The 19,646-nt window shown below is 49.3% G+C and carries 23 protein-coding genes; 8 read left to right on the top strand and 15 right to left on the bottom strand.

What is annotated here, in order from left to right:
* Nucleotides 1-38: 38 nt before the first annotated feature.
* Nucleotides 39-1,757, top strand: coding sequence for an ABC transporter ATP-binding protein (locus tag FGT79_RS21735; RefSeq protein WP_138754945.1), 1,719 nt, complete (start codon nt 39-41; stop codon nt 1,755-1,757).
* Between the two features lie 106 nt (nt 1,758-1,863).
* Here FGT79_RS21735 and FGT79_RS21730 read toward each other — a convergent pair whose 3' ends face one another.
* Nucleotides 1,864-2,565: a hypothetical protein gene (locus FGT79_RS21730; RefSeq protein ID WP_138754944.1), complete on the bottom strand. Its 702-nt coding sequence runs from the start codon at nt 2,563-2,565 to the stop codon at nt 1,864-1,866.
* Nucleotides 2,566-2,688: 123 nt separating this feature from the next.
* Between FGT79_RS21730 and FGT79_RS21725 the strand changes: the two genes are divergently transcribed.
* The gene (locus FGT79_RS21725) at nt 2,689-3,468 is read left to right on the top strand and encodes a gluconate 2-dehydrogenase subunit 3 family protein (RefSeq protein WP_246096546.1); all 780 of its coding nucleotides are present in this window, start codon (nt 2,689-2,691) and stop codon (nt 3,466-3,468) included.
* A gap of 17 nt (nt 3,469-3,485) precedes the next feature.
* Nucleotides 3,486-5,201, top strand: coding sequence for a GMC family oxidoreductase (locus tag FGT79_RS21720; protein WP_138754942.1), 1,716 nt, complete (start codon nt 3,486-3,488; stop codon nt 5,199-5,201).
* Between the two features lie 83 nt (nt 5,202-5,284).
* Here FGT79_RS21720 and FGT79_RS21715 read toward each other — a convergent pair whose 3' ends face one another.
* Nucleotides 5,285-5,488: a twin-arginine translocase TatA/TatE family subunit gene (locus FGT79_RS21715; RefSeq protein ID WP_138754941.1), complete on the bottom strand. Its 204-nt coding sequence runs from the start codon at nt 5,486-5,488 to the stop codon at nt 5,285-5,287.
* 20 nt (nt 5,489-5,508) lie between these two features.
* Nucleotides 5,509-6,240, bottom strand: coding sequence for a twin-arginine translocase subunit TatC (gene tatC, locus FGT79_RS21710; RefSeq protein WP_138754940.1), 732 nt, complete (start codon nt 6,238-6,240; stop codon nt 5,509-5,511).
* Nucleotides 6,241-6,419: 179 nt separating this feature from the next.
* Here tatC and FGT79_RS21705 point away from each other — a divergent pair, with 179 nt between their 5' ends.
* The 4 genes from FGT79_RS21705 to FGT79_RS32625 all read left to right on the top strand — a co-directional run bounded on the left by FGT79_RS21705 (nt 6,420) and on the right by FGT79_RS32625 (nt 8,687).
* Nucleotides 6,420-6,785 carry a c-type cytochrome gene (locus FGT79_RS21705; protein WP_138754939.1) on the top strand — a complete coding sequence of 122 codons (366 nt, stop codon included), beginning with the start codon at nt 6,420-6,422 and terminating at the stop codon, nt 6,783-6,785.
* 681 nt (nt 6,786-7,466) lie between these two features.
* Entirely contained in the window at nt 7,467-7,697 is a 231-nt protein-coding gene (locus FGT79_RS21700) for a hypothetical protein (protein ID WP_138754938.1), read from the top strand.
* A gap of 101 nt (nt 7,698-7,798) precedes the next feature.
* A complete protein-coding gene (locus FGT79_RS21695; protein WP_138754937.1) occupies nt 7,799-8,575 on the top strand; it encodes a hypothetical protein in 777 nt (258 codons plus the stop codon).
* Between the two features lie 10 nt (nt 8,576-8,585).
* On the top strand, nt 8,586-8,687 hold the full coding sequence (locus FGT79_RS32625) for a DUF4275 family protein (RefSeq protein WP_138754936.1): 102 nt from the start codon (nt 8,586-8,588) through the stop codon (nt 8,685-8,687).
* Here the strand turns inward: FGT79_RS32625 and FGT79_RS21685 are convergent.
* Nucleotides 8,684-9,139 (bottom strand): hypothetical protein, encoded by a 456-nt coding sequence (locus FGT79_RS21685; protein WP_138754935.1) that lies wholly within the window; start codon nt 9,137-9,139, stop codon nt 8,684-8,686. The genes FGT79_RS32625 and FGT79_RS21685 overlap by 4 nt on opposite strands.
* 217 nt (nt 9,140-9,356) lie before the next feature.
* On the opposite strand from FGT79_RS21685, the gene FGT79_RS21680 reads away from it, so the two are divergent.
* A complete protein-coding gene (locus FGT79_RS21680; RefSeq protein ID WP_138754934.1) occupies nt 9,357-9,545 on the top strand; it encodes a DUF4177 domain-containing protein in 189 nt (62 codons plus the stop codon).
* A 529-nt stretch (nt 9,546-10,074) separates the two neighbouring features.
* Here the strand turns inward: FGT79_RS21680 and FGT79_RS21675 are convergent.
* From FGT79_RS21675 to FGT79_RS31305, 11 genes are all read right to left on the bottom strand, one after another.
* The gene (locus FGT79_RS21675) at nt 10,075-10,461 is read right to left on the bottom strand and encodes a RidA family protein (RefSeq protein ID WP_138754933.1); all 387 of its coding nucleotides are present in this window, start codon (nt 10,459-10,461) and stop codon (nt 10,075-10,077) included.
* Nucleotides 10,462-10,522: 61 nt separating this feature from the next.
* A complete protein-coding gene (locus FGT79_RS21670; protein ID WP_246096545.1) occupies nt 10,523-11,902 on the bottom strand; it encodes an amidase in 1,380 nt (459 codons plus the stop codon).
* The gene (locus tag FGT79_RS21665) at nt 11,899-12,081 is read right to left on the bottom strand and encodes a hypothetical protein (RefSeq protein WP_138754932.1); all 183 of its coding nucleotides are present in this window, start codon (nt 12,079-12,081) and stop codon (nt 11,899-11,901) included. The genes FGT79_RS21670 and FGT79_RS21665 overlap by 4 nt, the downstream gene beginning before the upstream one ends.
* A gap of 20 nt (nt 12,082-12,101) precedes the next feature.
* On the bottom strand, nt 12,102-13,112 hold the full coding sequence (locus FGT79_RS21660; protein WP_138754931.1) for an ABC transporter substrate-binding protein: 1,011 nt from the start codon (nt 13,110-13,112) through the stop codon (nt 12,102-12,104).
* Nucleotides 13,113-13,152: 40 nt separating this feature from the next.
* The gene (locus tag FGT79_RS21655; RefSeq protein ID WP_138754930.1) at nt 13,153-14,034 is read right to left on the bottom strand and encodes an ABC transporter permease; all 882 of its coding nucleotides are present in this window, start codon (nt 14,032-14,034) and stop codon (nt 13,153-13,155) included.
* Entirely contained in the window at nt 14,034-14,846 is an 813-nt protein-coding gene (locus FGT79_RS21650; protein ID WP_138754929.1) for an ABC transporter ATP-binding protein, read from the bottom strand. Before FGT79_RS21650 ends, FGT79_RS21655 begins: the two co-directional genes overlap by 1 nt.
* A 162-nt stretch (nt 14,847-15,008) precedes the next feature.
* Nucleotides 15,009-16,688 carry a PucR family transcriptional regulator gene (locus FGT79_RS21645; protein ID WP_171056367.1) on the bottom strand — a complete coding sequence of 560 codons (1,680 nt, stop codon included), beginning with the start codon at nt 16,686-16,688 and terminating at the stop codon, nt 15,009-15,011.
* A gap of 251 nt (nt 16,689-16,939) precedes the next feature.
* Nucleotides 16,940-17,689 carry an ABC transporter permease gene (locus FGT79_RS21640; RefSeq protein ID WP_138754927.1) on the bottom strand — a complete coding sequence of 250 codons (750 nt, stop codon included), beginning with the start codon at nt 17,687-17,689 and terminating at the stop codon, nt 16,940-16,942.
* Between the two features lies 1 nt (nt 17,690).
* A complete protein-coding gene (locus FGT79_RS21635) occupies nt 17,691-18,419 on the bottom strand; it encodes an ABC transporter permease (RefSeq protein WP_246096544.1) in 729 nt (242 codons plus the stop codon).
* Nucleotides 18,416-19,330 carry an ATP-binding cassette domain-containing protein gene (locus FGT79_RS21630; protein WP_138754926.1) on the bottom strand — a complete coding sequence of 305 codons (915 nt, stop codon included), beginning with the start codon at nt 19,328-19,330 and terminating at the stop codon, nt 18,416-18,418. Before FGT79_RS21630 ends, FGT79_RS21635 begins: the two co-directional genes overlap by 4 nt.
* Before the next feature lie 122 nt (nt 19,331-19,452).
* On the bottom strand, nt 19,453-19,608 hold the full coding sequence (locus FGT79_RS31305) for a hypothetical protein (RefSeq protein ID WP_171056366.1): 156 nt from the start codon (nt 19,606-19,608) through the stop codon (nt 19,453-19,455).
* Nucleotides 19,609-19,646: the final 38 nt, after the last annotated feature.

The following is a 19,646-nucleotide window of genomic DNA, read 5'->3' as shown; positions in this document are numbered from 1 at the left end:
GTTGAAAATTATTCTCGATGAGGAGAAAGGGGTTTACGATGCTTTTACGATTTTTTGCCTATTATAAGCCATACAAGAAGCTATTCCTGCTGGATTTCTGCTGTGCGGTATTGCTAGCTGTGCTTGAGCTATGCTTCCCGCTAGCGGTCAGCTATGTCATAGATACGCTGCTGCCAGATGAGAATTGGGGCTTGATTGTTACGGCCTGCGCGATTCTTCTCATTGTATATGTCATCAACACGCTATTATCTTATGTCGTTACCTATTGGGGGCATATGCTCGGCATCAATATTGAAACGGATATGAGGAAGAAGCTGTTCGATCATGTTCAGAAGCTGTCTTTCCGTTTCTTCGACAATACAAAGACCGGTCATCTGATCTCGCGGCTTACGAATGATCTGTTTGAAATTGGGGAGGTTGCCCATCATGGACCTGAGGATATGTTCATTGCCGCGATGACGCTAGTGGGTGCTTTCGGTATTATGGCGTTTATTAATCTGGAGCTGGCTATTCTAACCTTTGTCATTGTGCCGATTATTATTTGGCTCGTGCTCATGTTCAATGGCAAGATGACGAAAGCGGCGAATCGCCTGTTCTCGGATATGGCTGATTTCAACGCGCGCGTAGAGGACACGGTTGGCGGTATTCGCGTTGTCCAAGCTTTCTCGAATGAAAGTCATGAGAAGAAGCTGTTTAAAGTGAACAATCTGCGTTTCCGTGAGGCCAAGCTTATCTCTTACAAAATCATTGGTCTGAACTCTTCCATTACGTATATGCTGATGAGACTTGTATCGGTATTCGTGCTTATTGCAGGCACATGGTTCGTTATTAAAGGGGACCTGAAATATGGAGAATTCATCAGCTTCGTGCTGCTGACTAATATCTTCTTCAAACCGATTGAGAAGATTAATGCTGTCATAGAGAGCTATCCGAAGGGGATCGCCGGGTTTAAGCGTTACGTACAATTGCTGGAGACAGCGCCGGATGTAGCAGATAAGCCGAATGCTAAGGAAGTTAATCGACTCAATGGGGATATCGAATATCGCAATGTGACGTTTGGTTATGAAGGACAAGCAAAGGTGCTGAGCAATATTGATCTCACGATTCGCGCAGGGGAGACGATTGCTTTTGTCGGGCCTTCCGGTGCGGGCAAAACGACGCTATGCAGCTTGCTGCCGCGCTTCTATGAGATCGAAGGAGGCAGTATTTCCGTTGACGGCTACGATATTCGTGATTTGAAGCTGGATTCGCTGCGGAAGCAAATCGGAATTGTTCAGCAGGACGTATTCTTGTTTGCGGGTACGATCCGCGAGAATATTGCCTATGGCAAGCTGGGCGCTTCAGACGAGGATATTTGGCAGGCTGCACGCAGAGCGAAGCTTGAGGAATTTATCCACGCTCAGCCGAATGGGCTGGATACGGTTGTCGGGGAGCGTGGAGTGAAGCTGTCTGGCGGACAGAAGCAGCGCCTTGCGATTGCGCGAATGTTCCTCAAGAACCCGCCAATCCTCATTCTCGATGAAGCCACATCAGCGCTCGACACAGAGACGGAAGCCGCGATTCAGCAATCGCTTGCCGAGCTGTCAGTAGGACGTACGACGCTTGTTATCGCACATCGACTTGCGACGATCAAGAATGCCGATCGAATCGTTGTTGTTACAGAACAGGGCATTACCGAGCAGGGCCGCCATGAGGAGCTTGTCTCGGCGGGCGGCATCTATAGCCGTCTGCACCATGCGCAGTTCGGAAATAGGTAAGTAGGAGGCTGGGCAAGCTTCCTTCGAGCTGCATTCACCATAAACAAAACGGCTGCGGATATCATTCCGGCAGCCGTTTTGTTTATTATTTCATCATAGAAACCGTCTACTTCCTGGCGTTGCTTCGATCCGCTTTCACCAGCCTAAGCAGCTCGCGCATGTCGCTGGCCAGCTTGTCCGGAGACATATTCTCGGCAAGAGCATCTCCCCGAATCTTCTCAATTGCTTTCACTGCTCTCGCACCCGTCACCGTCAATACCTTAACATCTCCGCCCATGAAAGTTTTGATATGACTCGCAGCCAAAGATAGATTATCGTAGTTTCCTATGTCTGTTCCGCTCATACCGCCGAGCCCGTCATCTGGCGAGTAACCTTTGCCTGACAGTCCTTCAGTCTGGTTAAGCACCTTCTGCTGAACGTCATCATATTTGGACCCGGAGGCTGTTAGTTTCTCCGTAGCGAGCACGACTGTGTCGTCGAAGACGAAGACTCGCACGTCCGGGATACCTATCCCACTGAGCCGAGACTCTAGATGAGCAGAGAAGCCAGTCGCATGCAGACTTGAACTGCCGATCATGCTGTATACAGACGTGCCCATTCCGTTTGTCGTTTTGCCATGCTCGTTCGTTGAATGCAGCTTTGGTCCGCTCTCGCTCGGAATAATAGAAGAGTCATGGAGCATGCGGGCTTCTTGTTGCGACAATGCATTGGGGTGAGCGGTGTTCGGTTGTTCGCTGGCACAGCCGGAAAGGGAAGCGGCAACTGCGGCGGCGATGGTCAGGAAATGCCATTTGCTGAGAGCGGTCATCGAAGAATCATCCTCCATAAGTCGTTATTTGCAGTTAGGATGACCATTTCCAGCTCATGAATATTCATGGATTATTGGAAAATAATAAAAGAGAAAAATGATCTTCTTAAGGAGGCGCAAGTATTGGATCGGAGTGATACACGGAAAGAACCAAGCAAAGGTACGGTAGATGGCAATTCGCGGCGGAAGTTTCTAGTCAATACCGGTTATGCGCTAGGCGGTATCGTTGTGGGAGGGGCGCTTGGTTCCCTCATCAAAAGAAAGCCGACTGCCGGTACGGTACCGGGAAAGACGGACGAGGAGCAGGCGACGGCGCCGAAAAACTATAATCGGGCGCTCATGTTTTTGACTCAAGACCAATTTCGGATCGTTGAAAGCGCCACGGAGCGAATATTTCCTGAGGATGAAAGCGGTCCTGGCGCGAAACTGCTTGGTGTAGCCTTTTTTATCGATCATCAGTTGGCTGGTGAATGGGGCTTCAACGGCAGAGACTACATGACGCCTCCTTTCTTCACGGGCGAGAAGGAGCAGGGCTATCAAGGCCGGCTCAAACGTAGGGAAATCTTCGAGATCGGGCTGCGCGAGCTGGACAATTACAGCATAACGAAATTCGAGAAAAGCTTCGTGGAAGTAACAGGCGAGCAGCAGGATGAATTGCTTAAAGGCTTCGAGTCGGACGAGGTGAAGCTGACGACGATTTCTGCGAGCGGCTTCTTCAAGCTGTTGCGGAGCAGTACCTTGGAGGGAGCCTACAGCGATCCGCTATATGGGGGCAATATGGATATGAACGGCTGGAGGATGCGCAATTATCCAGGTAACCAGATGAGCTATCTCACAATTATTGACAAAGAATTTACGAAATTCGAGCCGAGCAGCCTGCAAGATCATTTGATTTCTCATTAGCGAATCGGGAGGATATTATGGCCAAAACATTGCCGAAAACGGATGTTGTCATCGTAGGGGTAGGCTGGGCGGGAGGTATTGTTGCCGCGGAGCTTACGAAAAAGGGCTTAAATGTCGTAGGGCTTGAGAGAGGCAAGGAACGCAAAACCGAAGATTATTTCATGGTGCATGATGAGCTTCGTTATGGCTTGCGCTATGAAATAATGCAGGATTTGTCGAAAGAGACGATTACCTTCCGCAGCAAAGAGAGAATCCGTGCACTTCCGATGCGGCAATACGGCTCCTTTCTCATTGGCGACGGGCTAGGCGGAGCGGGTGTTCACTGGAACGGACAGACCTACCGCTTCCTGCCATACGATTTCGAGATTCGCAGCAAGACGATTGAGAAGTACGGCAAAAACAAAATTCCGGCTGAGATGACGATTCAGGACTGGGGCATTACGTATGATGAAATCGAGCCGTATTATGATAAGTTCGAGAAGTTGGCAGGCATTTCGGGGGAGGTAAATCCGCTTGGCGGGAAACGCAGCAGTCCCTTCCCGACCCCTCCTATGAAGAAAACGCCTGCGATGCAAATGTTTGTCGAAGCAGCCGGGCGTTTGAAGCTGAACCCATATATGATGCCTTCCGCTAACTTATCCGAGAATTATACGAATCCCGACGGCGTTACCCGTGCCGCTTGTCAGTATTGCGGATATTGCGAACGCTTTGGCTGTGAATACGGAGCTAAGGCTGATCCGGTCGTAACGGTTATTCCGGTGGCCAATAAGACAGGCAAGTTCGAAATCAGGACCCATTCCAACGTAAGGCGAATTTTACATAAAGGCGGCAAAGCGACCGGCGTCATGTATACGGATGTAACGACAGGTGAAGAGATTATCCAGCCTGCAGATATCGTCGTCGTAACGAGCTATGTGTTCAACAATGTCCGGCTGCTGTTAATGTCTGAGCTGGGCAAGCCTTACGATTCCGTCTCGGGAACGGGTGTTATTGGGCGTAATTATGCGTACCAGGTTGCGAAGGGCAGCGCCATCGGTTTCTTCGATAACAAGCAATTCAATAACTTCGCAGGTGCGGGTGCGCTGGGAGTTTCAATCGATGATTTTAATGGCGACAACTTTGATCACTCTGAGCTGAACTTCATTCATGGCGGCGTAATTGCAATCGGCCAGTCCGGCTCGCGTCCGATACAGAACAATCCAATTCCATCCGGAACAGCAGCCTGGGGTTCGGAATTCAAGGCGAAGTCAGTGCATTACAGTAATCGAACGATAGGAGTAGGAGCACAGGGCTCTTCCATGTCGTTTAAACATCATTTTCTTGATTTGGATTCGACCTATAAGGATGTTTATGGCGATCCGCTGCTGCGCATCACATTCGACTTCGAGGATCAGGATCGTGAGCTGGCGAAGTTTCTATCTGAGCGATGCTCGAAGATTGTGAAGGAGATGGGCGCGGATAAGGTGGACTATTTGAAGGAACTGGGCCCGTATGAGATTATGACGTATCAGTCTACACACAATACAGGCGGCGTCATTATGGGAACGAAACCAGACACCTCGGCGGTTAATACATATAGCCAAATGTGGGATGCGGATAATGTGTTCGTCGTCGGTGCGAGCTCATTCCCTCAGAACGCAGGCTACAATCCGACGAACACAGTTGGTGCGCTGGCCTATCGAGCGGCTGAAGGGATTATTAAGTATCGGGAAAAAGGCGGATTACTGGTTTGAGTGGAGCCACATTTTGTTCCAAAACGAAAGAAGGCCGTTCCCATTGCTTAGGGAACGGCCTTCTTGGCTTGATGGGGGATGGCTTACAGCAGCTTCTGTAGGTCATCCTTCTTGTCGGAAGGCGGCGGGCTTTGCTCATCGTCTACGATTCCGCGCGTTGAGCTGCGGAATTCGCGCAGTGTGTCGCCGAATGCCCGGCCGAGAAGCGGGAGTTTAGCCGGCCCGAATACGATAAGCGCGATCAGCAGAATAATGACAAGCCCAGAAACGCCAATATTGTTTAACATTTGAATTTCTCCTTTTAGATTCAAGTAGGGGATGGGGCAGTGGCAACGCGCCTCGCAAACCTCCTCGTCACAAGTACACTGATCTCAAAAAGGAGAAGCAGCGGCACAGTTACCGATAGGTGGGAAACAAAGTCCGGCGGAGATATGGATGCTCCGACGACTGCCAGGCCGACATAGGCGTATTTGCGCGAACCGTTCAGCCGCTCCGGTGTAAGCAACCCGATTTTAGTTAGAAATAGGATCACGAGCGGCATTTCGAAGGCGATGCCAAGCGGAAATACGACACTGAATAGAAAGGAGAAGTAGCGATCAATGCCATACGTCTCCACAGCGCCTACGTTGTGATTCATTTCAATCATGAATTCGAGCATCATCGGAAACACGAGAAAGTAGCTGAATGATACGCCGATTAGAAACAGCAGAAACGATACGGGTACGTAAGCGAGCGTGCCTTTGGCTTCCGTCTCCGTCAATCCAGGTCGTACGAACGCCCAAGTATGGTAGAGCAGCACAGGCAGCGTGAACAGAATCGCGAATAGGAACGCGCAGCGCAAGTAGATGAACAGGCCGTCCGTGAACGAGAAAACATTCCATTCCACGGATTTGGCTGTCAAGCCAGACTTAATGTAACGTAGAATTGTTGGTGCAACGTACAGACCACCGCTCATTGCAACGAAAAAACAAGCGATTACGATAATTATCCGCTTTCGCAGCTCCGTCAAATGGTTAATCAGATCTCCTTGCAAATCCACTGAATCACCTCGCAGCACAACCTTTTTTTCTTATCTGCCATGACATTTCTTTATGATAACCACTTGCCCTGCTGTTATGCGTGGTCTTTCCTTTTATGAAAATGTTTGGGTTGTTCTGCATACGCCACAGGATTTAGGGGAACTTAATGATAAATCTCCCTATACTAGGAGGAAAAATAATGAGCTATAGAAGCAAAAGTTTTCTAACCCTTATCGCTTTGATACTGCTAATTAGTCTTTCTGCTTGCGGCGGTAATAAAACGAATAATGGAGCAAAAGACGAAACGCCTGCAGAGAACAATGGCAGTACTACAGTGAACACGGCTGAAGCGGAGTCGTTGTACGGGAAAAACTGTGTGAGCTGCCATGCAGTAGACTTAGCCGGCGGTGTAGGCCCGAACTTGCAGAATGTCGGAGCAGAATTGTCCGTAGATCAGATCTCCGCTCAAATAAGCAACGGCGGAAACGGAATGCCTGCTTATAAAGGACAGCTGAAGGACGAAGAAATCGCTGTACTAGCCAATTGGCTGGCTGGACACAAATAAGTACGAACAAGCAAAAACGACTTTGGCTTCCTTTAAGACGCTGAAGTCGCTTTGACGGTCAAATATAAGCCCTTTATAAGCGAACAAACGTATAAATTCTTATATTTCGAGAGAGGAGCAGCTGCGGCTGCTCCTTTTTCGTACTTACAAGTGAAGCCGAGGGTGATCATAAGTATGAAATTAACGATGATCAATACAATTATATGCATAATGAAATGCGAGGCGGAATGGGTGCAGGTATAAAGGTATTCTATCTCAATCCTTGATTACAAGCTGGGCGGGATTCATATAGTGCATGTGCTTGTGAATGGCAATACAACACTGGATTTTGCGAAAATAAAGGTAATCGACCATTGCGAATATCACCACATTACATATCGCTACGTTTGGCTGAAGGATAAGAAGACCCGTTCTACGGAGATCTTTAAGCGATACGATTCCCTTCCATTTAACTTACTGCAGTAAACATGACAGAATTTGTGCGATTTAGCATTCATATTTGTAGTTTTGGCACAATTTTTATGTTTGGATATGCATATCAGATCGATAGAAGAGAGGGGCAATCGCATGAAAGTGGAATGGGTAGGTGTAGGTGCGTCAGTGGGCAGCATCGTTATGGGTAGTCTGTTTTTACTCGAGAATCCTTATTCTTAATTGCAGCCGGATGCGGGGACGTATATTATGATCGTGCTAATGCTGATTTTGCCGGCATATCTTGCGCTTGTGTCTGCTATCGTATGGCGGAGGCTCCCTATGTTGATTACTCTTATATGGTCACTTCCTTTTGGTATTTATTTGGCTCTTGCAGCATTTCCGAGTATCTGGAGCCTGTTTGGAGTGGTGCTCCTTCTTTATCTGTGCTCCTTCATTCGAATGGCTCAAAAGAAGCAGCGCAGCGAGCCTAAGCATTAGGTTCTATGAAAGTTAGAACTGTTGTTCAATCGCTGCCATCGTTATGATGGATGCATAGCCATTAATGGCTAAGGATGGAGCGGGATAATGTGGGAAGCGACATGACAGATTTAATGATAAGAAAACTACTGACGACCTTTGTGGTAACGACTTCGACTTCTATTCTTTTTTCGTTGTCTGATTTGCCACGGAGCGACTACTCGATAGCTTCGCATCTTGTTTGGAACGATATTTTCTATAATATCTATTTTTACAACATGTATATAGGCGCTATTATTTTCATATACGGTAATGCGGTATCTTTAGCAATCGAATGGGCTCGCTGTAAATGGTTTTCGAGGCAGGTCTGGCTCGGAATAGGGCTACACGCTTTTTGGGGGATGGGATTGGGCGTGGTCATCAAAAGCTGGATATTCTTATTAATTGGTATGCTTATCGCATTAGCATATGGAGTGCTGGATTGGTGGCTGGAAGCAAGGATGCTGAAACAGAAGAGAGTCGCTTTTATTCTGTTGCTTCCTGTGGTACTGTACGCGGTAGCTTGGGCAGCGCTCTATGAAAAGGCTCCGTCAGATCCGTCTTTTACAATGGAAGAGGCGGTGGCATTTGTTGTTCAAGGGGGAGGGACGGACATTCAAGTTTTTCCTGATCATATCGGAATCTGGCATGGAACCATTGACAGCTACCGGGTAGTAAGGGAAACCAGTGCGGGCCCGCTGGATGAAAACCGCTACATCGTTACATTTAGTGAAACGTGGAGGAAAGGGAAGATCATAAACTCACGGCATTTTTCTTATCAAGTAGAGCGTGATTCGATGACTTTTTATAGCAGCGAAGGGGATAGCCCTCCCTATGATCGTCATAACATAAAAGAGTGAAGCGGCATCATTGCTCGAAGACGAGCAAAATGGTTGCGTTGTGGATCAACACTTCGCGTGGACGTATGTGAAGACCCATGAGTGCTGCTGCGGACCATATTTCTGCCGTTAGAATATGATCCGATAGAGGATGAAGAAGATGATTGTGGATGCAAGGATGAAGGGGTAATACTCTTTATTCCGGATCGTGATCAGAGAACCTATCGTGAAAACGGCAGCTGAGCTTGCGAATAACAGCATGAACAACATAACTTCAGGTATGAACAGATCTCTGATCCGCCATATGCCGAAGCCAGACATGAAACATACAGAAACAGAGGCTGTCATGCTTAGTCCAACAAGCATAGTGATGCGAAGTAGGATGGCGGGCTTCCGCCAACGGAAAGTTATCGTGTAGAAGGGCAGAATTAGAAAGAGATAAGAGGGGAGTGTCCAGTGAACTAGCATGCTGGCATCGTTGCCGAGCCATTCATTGTAAACACTGCCTAGACAACTTAGATAGGCAAGCACCCCTGCCAAGTAGCTCGTTACAGCAACTAAGATATAAAACAGCTTTTGCTTCACAACGATCAGTCCTCCCTATTCTGTGTTGACGGTTTTTGCTCTTCCATCATAACGCACGCCTTCGGGAGGGCAGTAGTTCTATCTTTTATAGTACTTTTATCTTTTATATAGGGAAGTGGTAAGGAAATGCTGAGAGTGGAATAGACCACTCAAGGAAGTGAAGCGGCAGGGAGTATACGTAACGGAAGGATTACATTTCGGAGAGGGAGTGAATAGTGTGAGCTACGAATATAAGTACGTAGAAACGAATTTGGGCGGGTTTTTCTCGTCTGCCACGCATCGGGATACCATAGACCAGCATGCGGCAGAGGGCTGGAGGTTGGTGCAGGTGCTGCCGACGCATTATAACGGTCACGGTAAGCCTGCCAACTATGAAATTATTTTTGAGCGGGAAGTGAAAGCTTAGTAAGCTTGCTATATAAGTTCAAAGAAAGAAACAACAGCGATCGGAAGAACTATTCACACGGCGGATTCCAGTCCAAAAACAGGAGTTGAACTTATATAGCTATCCCGATATCGAAGGAATGGCTCCCGCTAATAAAGAGATCTTAGTCTGAAATCTAAGATTAGCTTGTCATTGGCAGGAGTTATTTCTGTGACTGGTGTACAAGCTTTATATGTGAAAGGCTGGCTCGTTTGGCTAGTCGGAAGGACAGGTTCCCTAACGGACATAATGGAGGGTTAGACGGTAAAAGTGAGCATTTTGTACTTTTAACGGACATCATAGCTACTTAGAAGAAGGTTAGCCGATAAAATGAGCAGATAGAGGGTTGTAAGCATTCATTTTGTCCATTAGCCAACCAACTTTTCGTTTATCAGCCTCTAAGCTGCGCTCATGCCCGTTACAAGTGGAGGTTCGGCCTATCTCCCATTTAGGCTCTCTCTTTGGAGGTTGAACCTACCTTTATCTAGGCTTTCTCCTCAATTCCGTTCAACTATTCTCCACGCTTGGAAGGTGCGTAAGCCATAACTTCGATTTCGATAAGATACGGCCCAAGTCCGCTGAATACGGTGATCCGTGCTGGATAAGGAGCTGTAATCAGCTCTGCGTACACCTCGTTATAAGCAGCTTGATCCTCTGTGCGGCTAAGATGCGTCGTCACTTTGACGATATGCTCAAGCGACAAGCCTGCCTCCTTCAGAATCACCTCGATATTGCGAATGCACTGTGCTGTTTGCTCACGAATCCCGCCAATTGGCTCTAGTGTCTGCGGATCTACACCGACCTGCCCTGCTACATATACGAAATCTCCTGCTCGTACGGCATGTGAGAAGGGGAGGGGGAACTTAGGCGCCAGCTCGGATGTTATAATCGTTGTCATCGTTATTCCCTACTTTCTGTTCAGCTAGGCAGCTCTGCATCTAAGTGAGCTGCCTAATCTGTTAATTTGCCTTTTCTTCTAATGTGGCGGTTAATTGATGCCACTTGGTCGCTTGCTGGAATTGATGCCCGATCGCTAGCAGCCGATCCTCGCCCATTAAGGGGCCGGCTAGCTGCATACCGATTGGAAGCTGCCGCGATGCTTCTAAGCCAATAGGAATGGTCATCGCCGGAAGCCCTGTATTAGTTAAGGGGCCGTTGAACATCGGGCTTCCCGTCTTGTAGCCTGGTAATGCGAGCGTCGGCGTCGAGGGAGTCAGCAGAACATCTACTTCGTCGAATAGGTGCATCATTTCGTTGCGGAATAGGGTGCGTACCCGCTGTGCATGTAAATAGTCAACGGCACTTAGCTCATATCCAAGCTCAAGCTGCTCCCGCATGGCGGGTCCGTAATATTCGGCTCTCGTCTTATACATCTCCATGTGGAAGGCTGCGCCTTCAGCCCGCATGGTCATGCGATGTGCCGCTACAGCCTCTTCGATGCAGGCGGGCAGCTTCACCTTTTTGATACGAACGCCAAGGCTGCGCAGCACCTCAATTGCCGCTTCGACAGCTGCTGAGATGGCAGGGTCCTCCGCAATAAAGAATGAATCTGGAATACCGATAATCATACCTCTAATATCTCTGTTCAGCGCCTCGGTGAATGGTGGTGAGCTTCCTTGAATCGAAGCGGGGTCACGGCTGTCTTGCCCCGCAAGTCCTTCAAGCGCAATTGCTGTATCCTCAACCGTTCGAGTAAAGGCACCAATATGGTCGAGCGACCAACTGGCGTAGAACACGCCGTAGCGACTAATGCGGCCGAAGGTTGGTTTCATGCAAGTGAGTCCGTTATAAGCTGCCGGCCTAATGAGAGAGCCGAAGGTTTGTGTGCCTAAGGTGAAGGCTGCCATTCCTGCTGCTACAGCAGCAGCGGAGCCAGAGCTGGAGCCGCCTGGCGTGTGGGCTAGATTCCACGGATTACGAGTTGGGGCTTCGCCGCCTTGATACGCATATTCGGTGGTGGTTGTTTTGCCAAGTAGAATCGCACCGCCCGACTCCAGCCGTTCAATGACGGCGGCATTCGCTTCAGGTATATAATCGCTGTTTACAAGCGAGCCTGCCGCAGTTCGGATGCCCGCGGTACTGATAATATCCTTCGCACCATAAGGGATGCCGTGCAGTAGTCCTTTGTATTGTCCGCTAGAGATTTGCCGTTCGGCTTCCGCAGCTGACGCAAGCGCAGCATCAGCGGTTAATGTTGCCCAAGCCTGTACACGGTCATTGGTCGCGTGAATTCGATCAATATACGCTTGTGTTAGTTCAACGGGAGACACGCTTTTGGTTCGGATCAGATGGCCGGCCTCTGCTAGTGTCAGCTGATGCAGCTGTGTCGATATCATCATGAAAGCACTCCTCGGGCGGCTGAGATTGGTCCGATGTCACTCGGGATATGGAACGAGCGCAGCAGCAGCCGCTCCTGCTCAAAGCTGGTTCTTTCCTCGTCCGTTACATGACCGCAGCTATATTTCCGTTTTTCCTGCGTGATAAAAGCGGTATATTCCTCTTGCTGCTTTGCATCCATCGTTCATAGACTCCTTTCGTTTATGGCATGAAACTTGTATCCACCATGTCTTCGTATTTCACATCGGTCTTAAGGTTGCCGATAAACTTCTGCATGTCGATAGCGGTTTGGAAAGCTGTCTCCGTCAGTGTTCCGTCTTCCGGATACACCTTGCTGTCAATCATGCGTTGAACGGCATTTTCCACAATCGCGGCATCGAGGTTAGGAAATTCTTTTTTGGCTACTTCCTTCGTACCTTCGGGATCGGAGTGGATATAATCCAGCGCAAGCTCAAGGGAGCTTACCATTCGTTTCACGAGATCTGGATTTTCTTTGATTACTTTGGATGAGGTATTCAAGGTTGCAAAGGCAAAGTCAGGGTAATCCTTCGTGAAGTCATATACGATTTCCAGTCCTTGCAATAAGCCTTGGTCGAGCTGCGGCTCATAGACGACAGCGATATCTGCTTTGCCTGCGAGCAGCGTCCCAAGCTCAGAGCCGTTCTGAACCTCAGTGATGGTGACATCCTTCTCAAGATCGATATTATGATCCGCGAACAGTTTGCGCAGAAGGCTGTTCGAGCTGGTTGGTGCTAAGCCGGTTACGATTGTTTTGCCTTTGAAGTCTTCCGGTGAAGAGATGGATGAACCCGTTTTGGCGACAGCCCAGACTGGAGCGCTGCCTGATAAGATGCTGAGCGAGCGAGCATCGCCGCCCTTTGCTTTGGCGAAGGCTACATGCTCAGGGCCGTGGAATGAGAAGGTCGACTCGCCAGATATAACGGATGCTAACGCGGTTGGGCCGCTGCCGGCTGCATTAATGGCGGAGAGCTCGATTCGATTTTGCTCCAGGAAGCCTTTCTCTTTCGCTACATATAGCGGTAGATAGAGCAAGTTATGAAAAACCTCTGAAACCATGATGACATCCTTCTTGGTTTCTGCAGCCGGTACTGCTGTTGTCTCAGGTGTATTCGCTTGATTGCCGCATGCGCTGAGGAATAGGGTGCTGGTAAGTATAAGTCCAAGTAGCTTCGCTGCTGTTTTCTTCATCATAATGAGTCTCCTTTAGGTTTGGATTTGAGCTGCCAGCAGTCTAGACGCCGGCTGATTTGTTGGATTGCTGTGTATTTTCATTCCAAGGCAGCATTCGTTTTTCAATGAAGCTGACACAGGTGTAGAGGCAGGTTGCGACGAGCATGAGTGTGAATACGCCGACCCAAACGGCCGGAAGGTTGAACAAGTTGCCTTCGACGAAGATCATATGCCCAAGTCCTTTGTTGGAGGAGATGAATTCGCCGCCTACGACCGATACCAGTGCAAGCCCGATATTTATGCGGAAAGCCGAAATGATCCATGGGAGCGATGATGGCACGATAATTTTTGTGAACATTTGCAATCGCTTGGCACCGAATGATTTCATGAGATGAATCTGTGATTGATCGATTTGATGCGTTGCTTGATACGCCGATAGCAGGGCGACGATAAAGGTCGCGACCGAAGCTAGTGCGATTTTGGAAAAAATGCCCGAACCGAACCAAATGATAATCATCGGCGCAAGCGCGATTTTGGGTACACCGTTCAAGGCGACGACAAACGGGTCGATAACTCGCGACAGCTTGCTGGAGAACCAGAGCAGCAGTCCGATCATGGAGCCCAGCAGACTCCCAACTACGAAGCCGATGACGGTAGCGTTCACCGTTGCCAGCGCGTCAGTCAGCAGTTGGCCGGATTGCAGCATAGCGATTGCCGAATCAAGAATGGCGGAGGGAGAGCCAAGCAGGAATGCGTTGACGAGCTCCATTCTGACGACTGTTTCCCAAGCGGCAATGAGGACGGCGATGATCACGATACGCCATGCCATCGCAACGGCCCACTCCCTCAGTGAGGCTGCTTTATGCGGCTTCAAGAGCCGCCGCTTGCTCGGTGAGCTTGTCTTCGAATCTTGAAGCTTTATCGTGCGAGATGCATTCTCCATTAGCTTGACCTCCCCATTTGAATATCCAGCTCCGACCAGATCGTTTCAAAATATTGCTTGAACCTTGCGTCCGTACGCGCCTTCATTGCGGAGCCATGCTCAGCTGCGAGCCCGACCTCATAGGTTTGCTTCACATAAGTAGGTCGCTTGCTCATGACGAAGATTCGGTCGGAAACCGAGATCGCTTCTTCGATATCATGGGTGATGAGGACGCCGGTTTTGCCTTCGTTTTTGAGAATGGATAAAATCTCATCCTCCAGCACTAGCCGGGTCTGATAGTCCAGCGCCGAGAACGGCTCATCGAGCAGGATGATGTCAGGCTGAGTAACGAGTGTCCGTATGAGAGCAACCCGCTGCCGCATTCCGCCGGATAACGTAGACGGGTATGACTTGGCGAAGGAATCAAGTCCGTATCTGGCGAGATAAGTCATGGCAAGCTCGTTGCGTTCCTTCTTGGACAGCCCCTTCACCTCGAGGCCGAGCGTAACATTATCTAGAATAGAGCGCCAAGGCAAGAGCAGATCCCGCTGCATCATGTATCCGACATGGCCGGTCTTGCGTTCGATATCATCCCCGCCGACCAGTACATTGCCAGTTGTAGGCTCAAGCAAGCCTGCGATAATGTTGAATATCGTACTTTTTCCGCAGCCGCTCGGGCCGACGATGCTGACGAACTCTTTCTGCGGAATATCCATTGTTATCCCTGCTAGTACGTGAATGTCATCCCCCTCTGCACTCAAGAATGTTTTGGTAATATCTTGTACTTGAATGGCAGGCTTCTCGGTGGTGATCTCATATGCAACGCTGCTCATGGGTACCGACTCCCTTCTCCCTATGTGAATGAATTAAATGTTAGGTTTCCTTACATCGATCTTATGTTTCTATCATAATGATTTCTTTGTCTGCTGTCATTGGTTGAATCCGCTAGAAAAGAAATATGGATTTAGCACTTTTGACTAAAGATTCGGAAGATATCAGATGGTTTCACGTTTTTCTTGAACGGCAGATGGCTTGAGCATGGGCTCAATCGCGAACGCTACCCGGAATCGGAAACTCTCGAGCGGGTCCTTCAGCTTGCGCCCCGTCAGTTTCTCACACTTATCCAAGCGGTAGATCACGGTATTGCGATGAACGAACAGCGCTTTGGCTGTGTCGATAATCTGGCAATGGTTATCGTAGAAGGCACGCAGCGTCCGCAGGAGCTCATTCTGATCGTTGTCCTCTTTATTGAACAAATCCTTGAATGCTTCATCGTAAAATAGTCTAAGCTCCTCGTGTGGGAGCATACGCAACAGGCGGCTAATATCTAGTGTCTGGTACGATTGCACGAAGCGGCGCTTGTTCAATTGGTAGCCGGACTGCAGCGCTTTCTGTGCTTCTTTGTACGATAAGCCCATATCCAGCATGCTCGTGAACGGATTGCCGATTCCGAATGAGAAGCTGATCATATCGCTTGCGTAGAGCCGCTCTGCCGATCGTTCCAACTGCTTGATGAAGGCAGATTCGTTCCAGCCTTCCATAGGCTGCCGGACAAGCAAGCCGAATACATCATTTTTGGCAAAAATGACAAAAGGAACGTCCAGCTTCGCAAACTCCGCTTTCAGCAGCTCATACCTGGCATCACGCTCAGCGTTCAAGCGTTCCTCCGCGGAAGGCTCGCTCATTCGCCGCTCTTCCAAGAGGGAATCCGGCTTCGCGATAATGAGCAGGGAGGTTGCTTCGGCATGAAGGCCATACTTGCCGCCGCGATGAAGCACCTCTTGCTCCGTGCTGATGTAGCCCTCAATTAAGTCAGAGAAAAACTCGTTTTTGTATCGTCTGGAGCGCTCCTTGACGGCCTGCTTCTTGGTCATCTCAAGGCCAATAACATGAGCGGCTTGCTCTAGAGCAAGCGAGGTGAGACTAGACAATGGATAGCTAGCTGAGAAAACAAGCAAGCAGCCGTCATGGCGGTACGTATGAATAGGGAAAAGCTCGATATGGCGATGTGTGGGCATGGATATATGGGGCAGACACAAGGAAACCGCGGTTGTGCGTGTAGGCATCGCAGTCATCGCATCGGCAGCGAGGGAAGGCAGCTTCGCAAGGGGCTCATTTGTGAAATGCTCGGACATCGCTGTGACCTGATGCTTCACATTAAACAAGAGAACAGGCGCCCCCATAATGTCGGCCAGCTTGTCCACGATTCGCTCCAAGCCGTTGCCCTGCATAATCATGTCGGAGAATTGCTTATGAATCGTCAATGCGTAGTGGAGCTCATGTGTTTTGTTCTCGAGCATGAGGCTGATAGATTGCTGGAACAGCTCGCCGAGCGTTGTCTCCACCAGTGAGAGCTCAATGATTGGGAATTGGAGGCGGTCGGCTTCCTCAAGCACTTCCTGCGGAATGCTCATAGAGAAGCGCTTTGTCTTAATGGCAAGACCTGCGCAGCCTTTGCTGTGCATCCCGACGATGAAATCGATCATATTTTCTTGACGGTCTTTCAATATATAGCCGTTTGTAAGCAGCAGGTCGCCTTGCTTGAGAAAGGTTACGATGTCCGGTGCATCCATAATATTAATAGACGATACATCCTTAACAGATAGGCCAGCGTGGCCTGCAATAATTTCGGCTTTAGCAAAAATAGGAGATTTAAGCAATTCAATAAGCAGCATGGTTACCGCCACCTTTCTTTTCATGTTAGTAAAGTTAACATGAATGAGAGAGGGTGTAAAGTCAGTTTTGTGCGTATCAGCTAAAATGAGGTAGGCATTTTGAATGTTTTGTACGAGGAAAGCAGTGCCCGCTGGCATCCTGACAATAAGGTCAGGACAAGCCAGCGGATTATGAGGAGTTTGGTGGATTGCATCGAATCGCAGCTCTAGTGCGGACGCGCGCTTAGCTGAATCGCTGATAGGTGGTGAGGCTAAATCTCTTTACGGTTGAAATAGAGCAGACCGGCAGCGAGAAACAAGGCGAAGCTGCCCAGCACGGTAATAAGGATGTTCTCAAGCGGCAGTGCGAACGCGCCGGAGTCTTGCACGCTGAAGCTAAGCATGGCCAGCATTGGCTGCGCCCATGGATAAAATGGCCCGATATGCTCGGAATTTACGATGAGCATATTCGGAATGGTAAGCATCACGTTGATAACAAGCGGAGCGGCGAAGCTGCTCCAGCTTACGGAAACGAGCAGCTGCAATGCAGCGAGTGGCAGGCAAGCCAGCCAGCCGCTGCCAACACCTGTCAGCAGTGTGGACCAAGGCAGATCGCTGGCAAATCCATGATAGGCAGCGGCAGCATAAACGGCAGCGAGGAATAAAAGCTGTGATAGTGCAAGGACTGCAGCCACGATGCTGAACTTGGCAAAGTAAAGATGATTTCGAGACACCGGAAGCGTCAGCAGCTGTTTCCAGCCTCCGCCAACATGCTCGTATCGGCAGACGAATGCAGAGAGAATGCCAGTCAGAATCGGCAAAAACAGCATAGCGTGAAAGGATGCCATCGAAGACGCGAGCAGCATATATTTCTCTTGCACGCTGGATACGCCGATTGAGTCGGGCGACAGCAGGATACCGATAGCAAGCGAAAGCAGCGGACTTAGCAAGGCGAGCACCCATATATAAGACTTAGACAGCTTAAGGCGTTCCGCTGCGACTAGTCGGAAGAAGGTGGCCATCTTAGATCACGTCCTTTCGAATGAAATGAAAGGTGCCGAGCAGGCAGATGGCCATACTGAGCAGGAAACCTGTACCGACGAATAGTTCCTGCTTTGGTCCGGCGATGCTTAACATCGGCCAGTTGACTGGCAATATTTTGGACAAGGTACCCGGAATAAAGCCGGTGAACACCGAGCTGATTGCAATCAGCACGCCAAGCGTAATTGGGATGGCTTGGTTCTTCATGTTGATGCACAGCCATAAGAATAGAGCCATTGCAGGGAGCGAGGCGAAGAAAGGAAGGAAGCAAAGCTTAAGTATTTGTCCAACCGGCATGTCGCCAAGCTCGAACCGCAAAGAGAAGCCAAGCAGAACGATGCCCACTGCCAGCACCGTACAGGATGCCGTCAGCAAAATAATGCTTAGCGCGAATTTGGAGCGGAATACGGTGCCTCTAGAAATCGGCAGCGCGAGCAGCTGCTTCCATGCGTTCGTGCTGTGCTCGATATGAGATAGCAGAGAAGGAATAAGGGTTACTCCTAGAAAAAGCGAGATTGGCACGAACATTTGAATATCCGCCAGCAGCGCTTCCCATCGTCTTCCGGTATATTTTTGCATTAAATAATCGTAACGAAGTCCATAGTTGAGCGCCTGCATGGCAATTAAGCCAACTGGGCCGCTAAAGATTAGAAGCCACAGCCCTTTGCCTCGTATTTTCAAAAAATCGGCTGACAACGCCTTGTGCATCATGATAGCTTGCCCTCCCCGACGATCTGGAGGAAAAGCTCCTCAAGCGATTTTCGTTTCTCTTCTACCCGGTAGATCGCATGGTTATGCTCCACTAGACTTTTGACAATTCTGGCAATCGTATGATCCCCCGTGTTCTCAAGCAGAAGGGCAGAACCACTTTGCGCAGCCTGGGCACCGTGCGACCGCAGTATAGCAAGCGCCTGCTCGGGCTCGGAGACAACAAGCGACATGCTGCCTTGCGCCTGCTGGTGCAGATGGGCAATCGTGTCTTGAAAGACGAGCTCACCCTGTCGTATAATCCCCACCGTGCCGGCTGTCAGCTCAACTTCGCTGAGCAAATGGCTGGATATGAGAACAGTAATGCCGTGCTGCTTAGGCATTTGTTTGATCAGCTCGCGTATCTCTAAAATGCCCGAAGGATCAAGTCCGTTGGTAGGTTCATCGAGCAGCAGCAGCTCCGGATTGCCGAGTAGCGCGCTTGCGATGCCGAGCCGTTGCTTCATGCCTAGGGAGAATCCCTTGACCGGGCGGCGCGCTTCTTTGGACAAACCGACAATATCCAGAACCTCAGCAATTCTGGCAACGGGAGCACCCAGAATACGCCGAATAGCCTCAAGGTTATCAGTGGCACTCAAATGACCGTAGTAAGAAGGGTATTCGACTAGTGAGCCAATCCGCCTTAGAATGGAGAGTTTGTCCTTATTTAACGGTTGGCCGAAAATATGCACAGACCCGTTCGATGGCTTAATCAAGCCGAGAAGCATGCGGATCGTTGTCGTTTTTCCAGCGCCGTTCGGGCCGAGAAAGCCGTATATGTCTCCTTTTTCGATCTTCAAATTCAGATTTGAAACCGCATAGCGTCCTTTGTAACGCTTGCTGAGCCCTTTTGTTTCGATTATCCATTCCTTCACGTTAATCACCTCATAGGTAACTGTAACGGCTGAAGTTTAAACGAAGAGCTCCATAAGTTTAAAATTAGTTTAAATTTTATGGTCGGAAATATTGCGTGATCGTACCTTTTCCCCCGCGAGCGTTAACTTCGGCATATGCCCCGTTTGATTTGAAAGCCTCTGCTGCGCATCCGTGCTATGGCGCTGTGCATTAGCTCGTGAAGCTCAGCCTGCAGACCGGATGAAGGCGCAGTAACGCTTATGGTTGCTCCGTCTTCTAAATAAGGATAAATAATCATGCTGAATACCTCCGTCTGTTGAATGTCAAGCTGAAAGC

Source organism: Paenibacillus sinopodophylli, assembly GCF_005930355.1.
Lineage (GTDB): Bacteria > Bacillota > Bacilli > Paenibacillales > Paenibacillaceae > Pristimantibacillus > Pristimantibacillus sinopodophylli.
Note: the sequence above shows the minus strand (reverse complement) of the source record. Positions and strands in the feature narration are given on the sequence as shown.

Bases quoted from the DNA above. Each gene is read 5' to 3' on its own strand.
- FGT79_RS21735 (WP_138754945.1), top strand. From the start codon at position 39: ATGCTTTTACGATTTTTTGCCTATTATAAGCCATACAAGAAGCTATTC.
- FGT79_RS21730 (WP_138754944.1), bottom strand. From the start codon at position 2,565: ATGACCGCTCTCAGCAAATGGCATTTCCTGACCATCGCCGCCGCAGTT.
- FGT79_RS21720 (WP_138754942.1), top strand. From the start codon at position 3,486: ATGGCCAAAACATTGCCGAAAACGGATGTTGTCATCGTAGGGGTAGGC.
- FGT79_RS21715 (WP_138754941.1), bottom strand. From the start codon at position 5,488: ATGTTAAACAATATTGGCGTTTCTGGGCTTGTCATTATTCTGCTGATC.
- FGT79_RS21705 (WP_138754939.1), top strand. From the start codon at position 6,420: ATGAGCTATAGAAGCAAAAGTTTTCTAACCCTTATCGCTTTGATACTG.
- FGT79_RS21700 (WP_138754938.1), top strand. From the start codon at position 7,467: ATGATCGTGCTAATGCTGATTTTGCCGGCATATCTTGCGCTTGTGTCT.
- FGT79_RS21695 (WP_138754937.1), top strand. From the start codon at position 7,799: ATGACAGATTTAATGATAAGAAAACTACTGACGACCTTTGTGGTAACG.
- FGT79_RS21675 (WP_138754933.1), bottom strand. From the start codon at position 10,461: ATGACAACGATTATAACATCCGAGCTGGCGCCTAAGTTCCCCCTCCCC.
- FGT79_RS21670 (WP_246096545.1), bottom strand. From the start codon at position 11,902: ATGATGATATCGACACAGCTGCATCAGCTGACACTAGCAGAGGCCGGC.
- FGT79_RS21665 (WP_138754932.1), bottom strand. From the start codon at position 12,081: ATGGATGCAAAGCAGCAAGAGGAATATACCGCTTTTATCACGCAGGAA.
- FGT79_RS21660 (WP_138754931.1), bottom strand. From the start codon at position 13,112: ATGATGAAGAAAACAGCAGCGAAGCTACTTGGACTTATACTTACCAGC.
- FGT79_RS21655 (WP_138754930.1), bottom strand. From the start codon at position 14,034: ATGGAGAATGCATCTCGCACGATAAAGCTTCAAGATTCGAAGACAAGC.
- FGT79_RS21650 (WP_138754929.1), bottom strand. From the start codon at position 14,846: ATGAGCAGCGTTGCATATGAGATCACCACCGAGAAGCCTGCCATTCAA.
- FGT79_RS21645 (WP_171056367.1), bottom strand. From the start codon at position 16,688: ATGCTGCTTATTGAATTGCTTAAATCTCCTATTTTTGCTAAAGCCGAA.
- FGT79_RS21640 (WP_138754927.1), bottom strand. From the start codon at position 17,689: ATGGCCACCTTCTTCCGACTAGTCGCAGCGGAACGCCTTAAGCTGTCT.
- FGT79_RS21635 (WP_246096544.1), bottom strand. From the start codon at position 18,419: ATGATGCACAAGGCGTTGTCAGCCGATTTTTTGAAAATACGAGGCAAA.
- FGT79_RS31305 (WP_171056366.1), bottom strand. From the start codon at position 19,608: ATGATTATTTATCCTTATTTAGAAGACGGAGCAACCATAAGCGTTACT.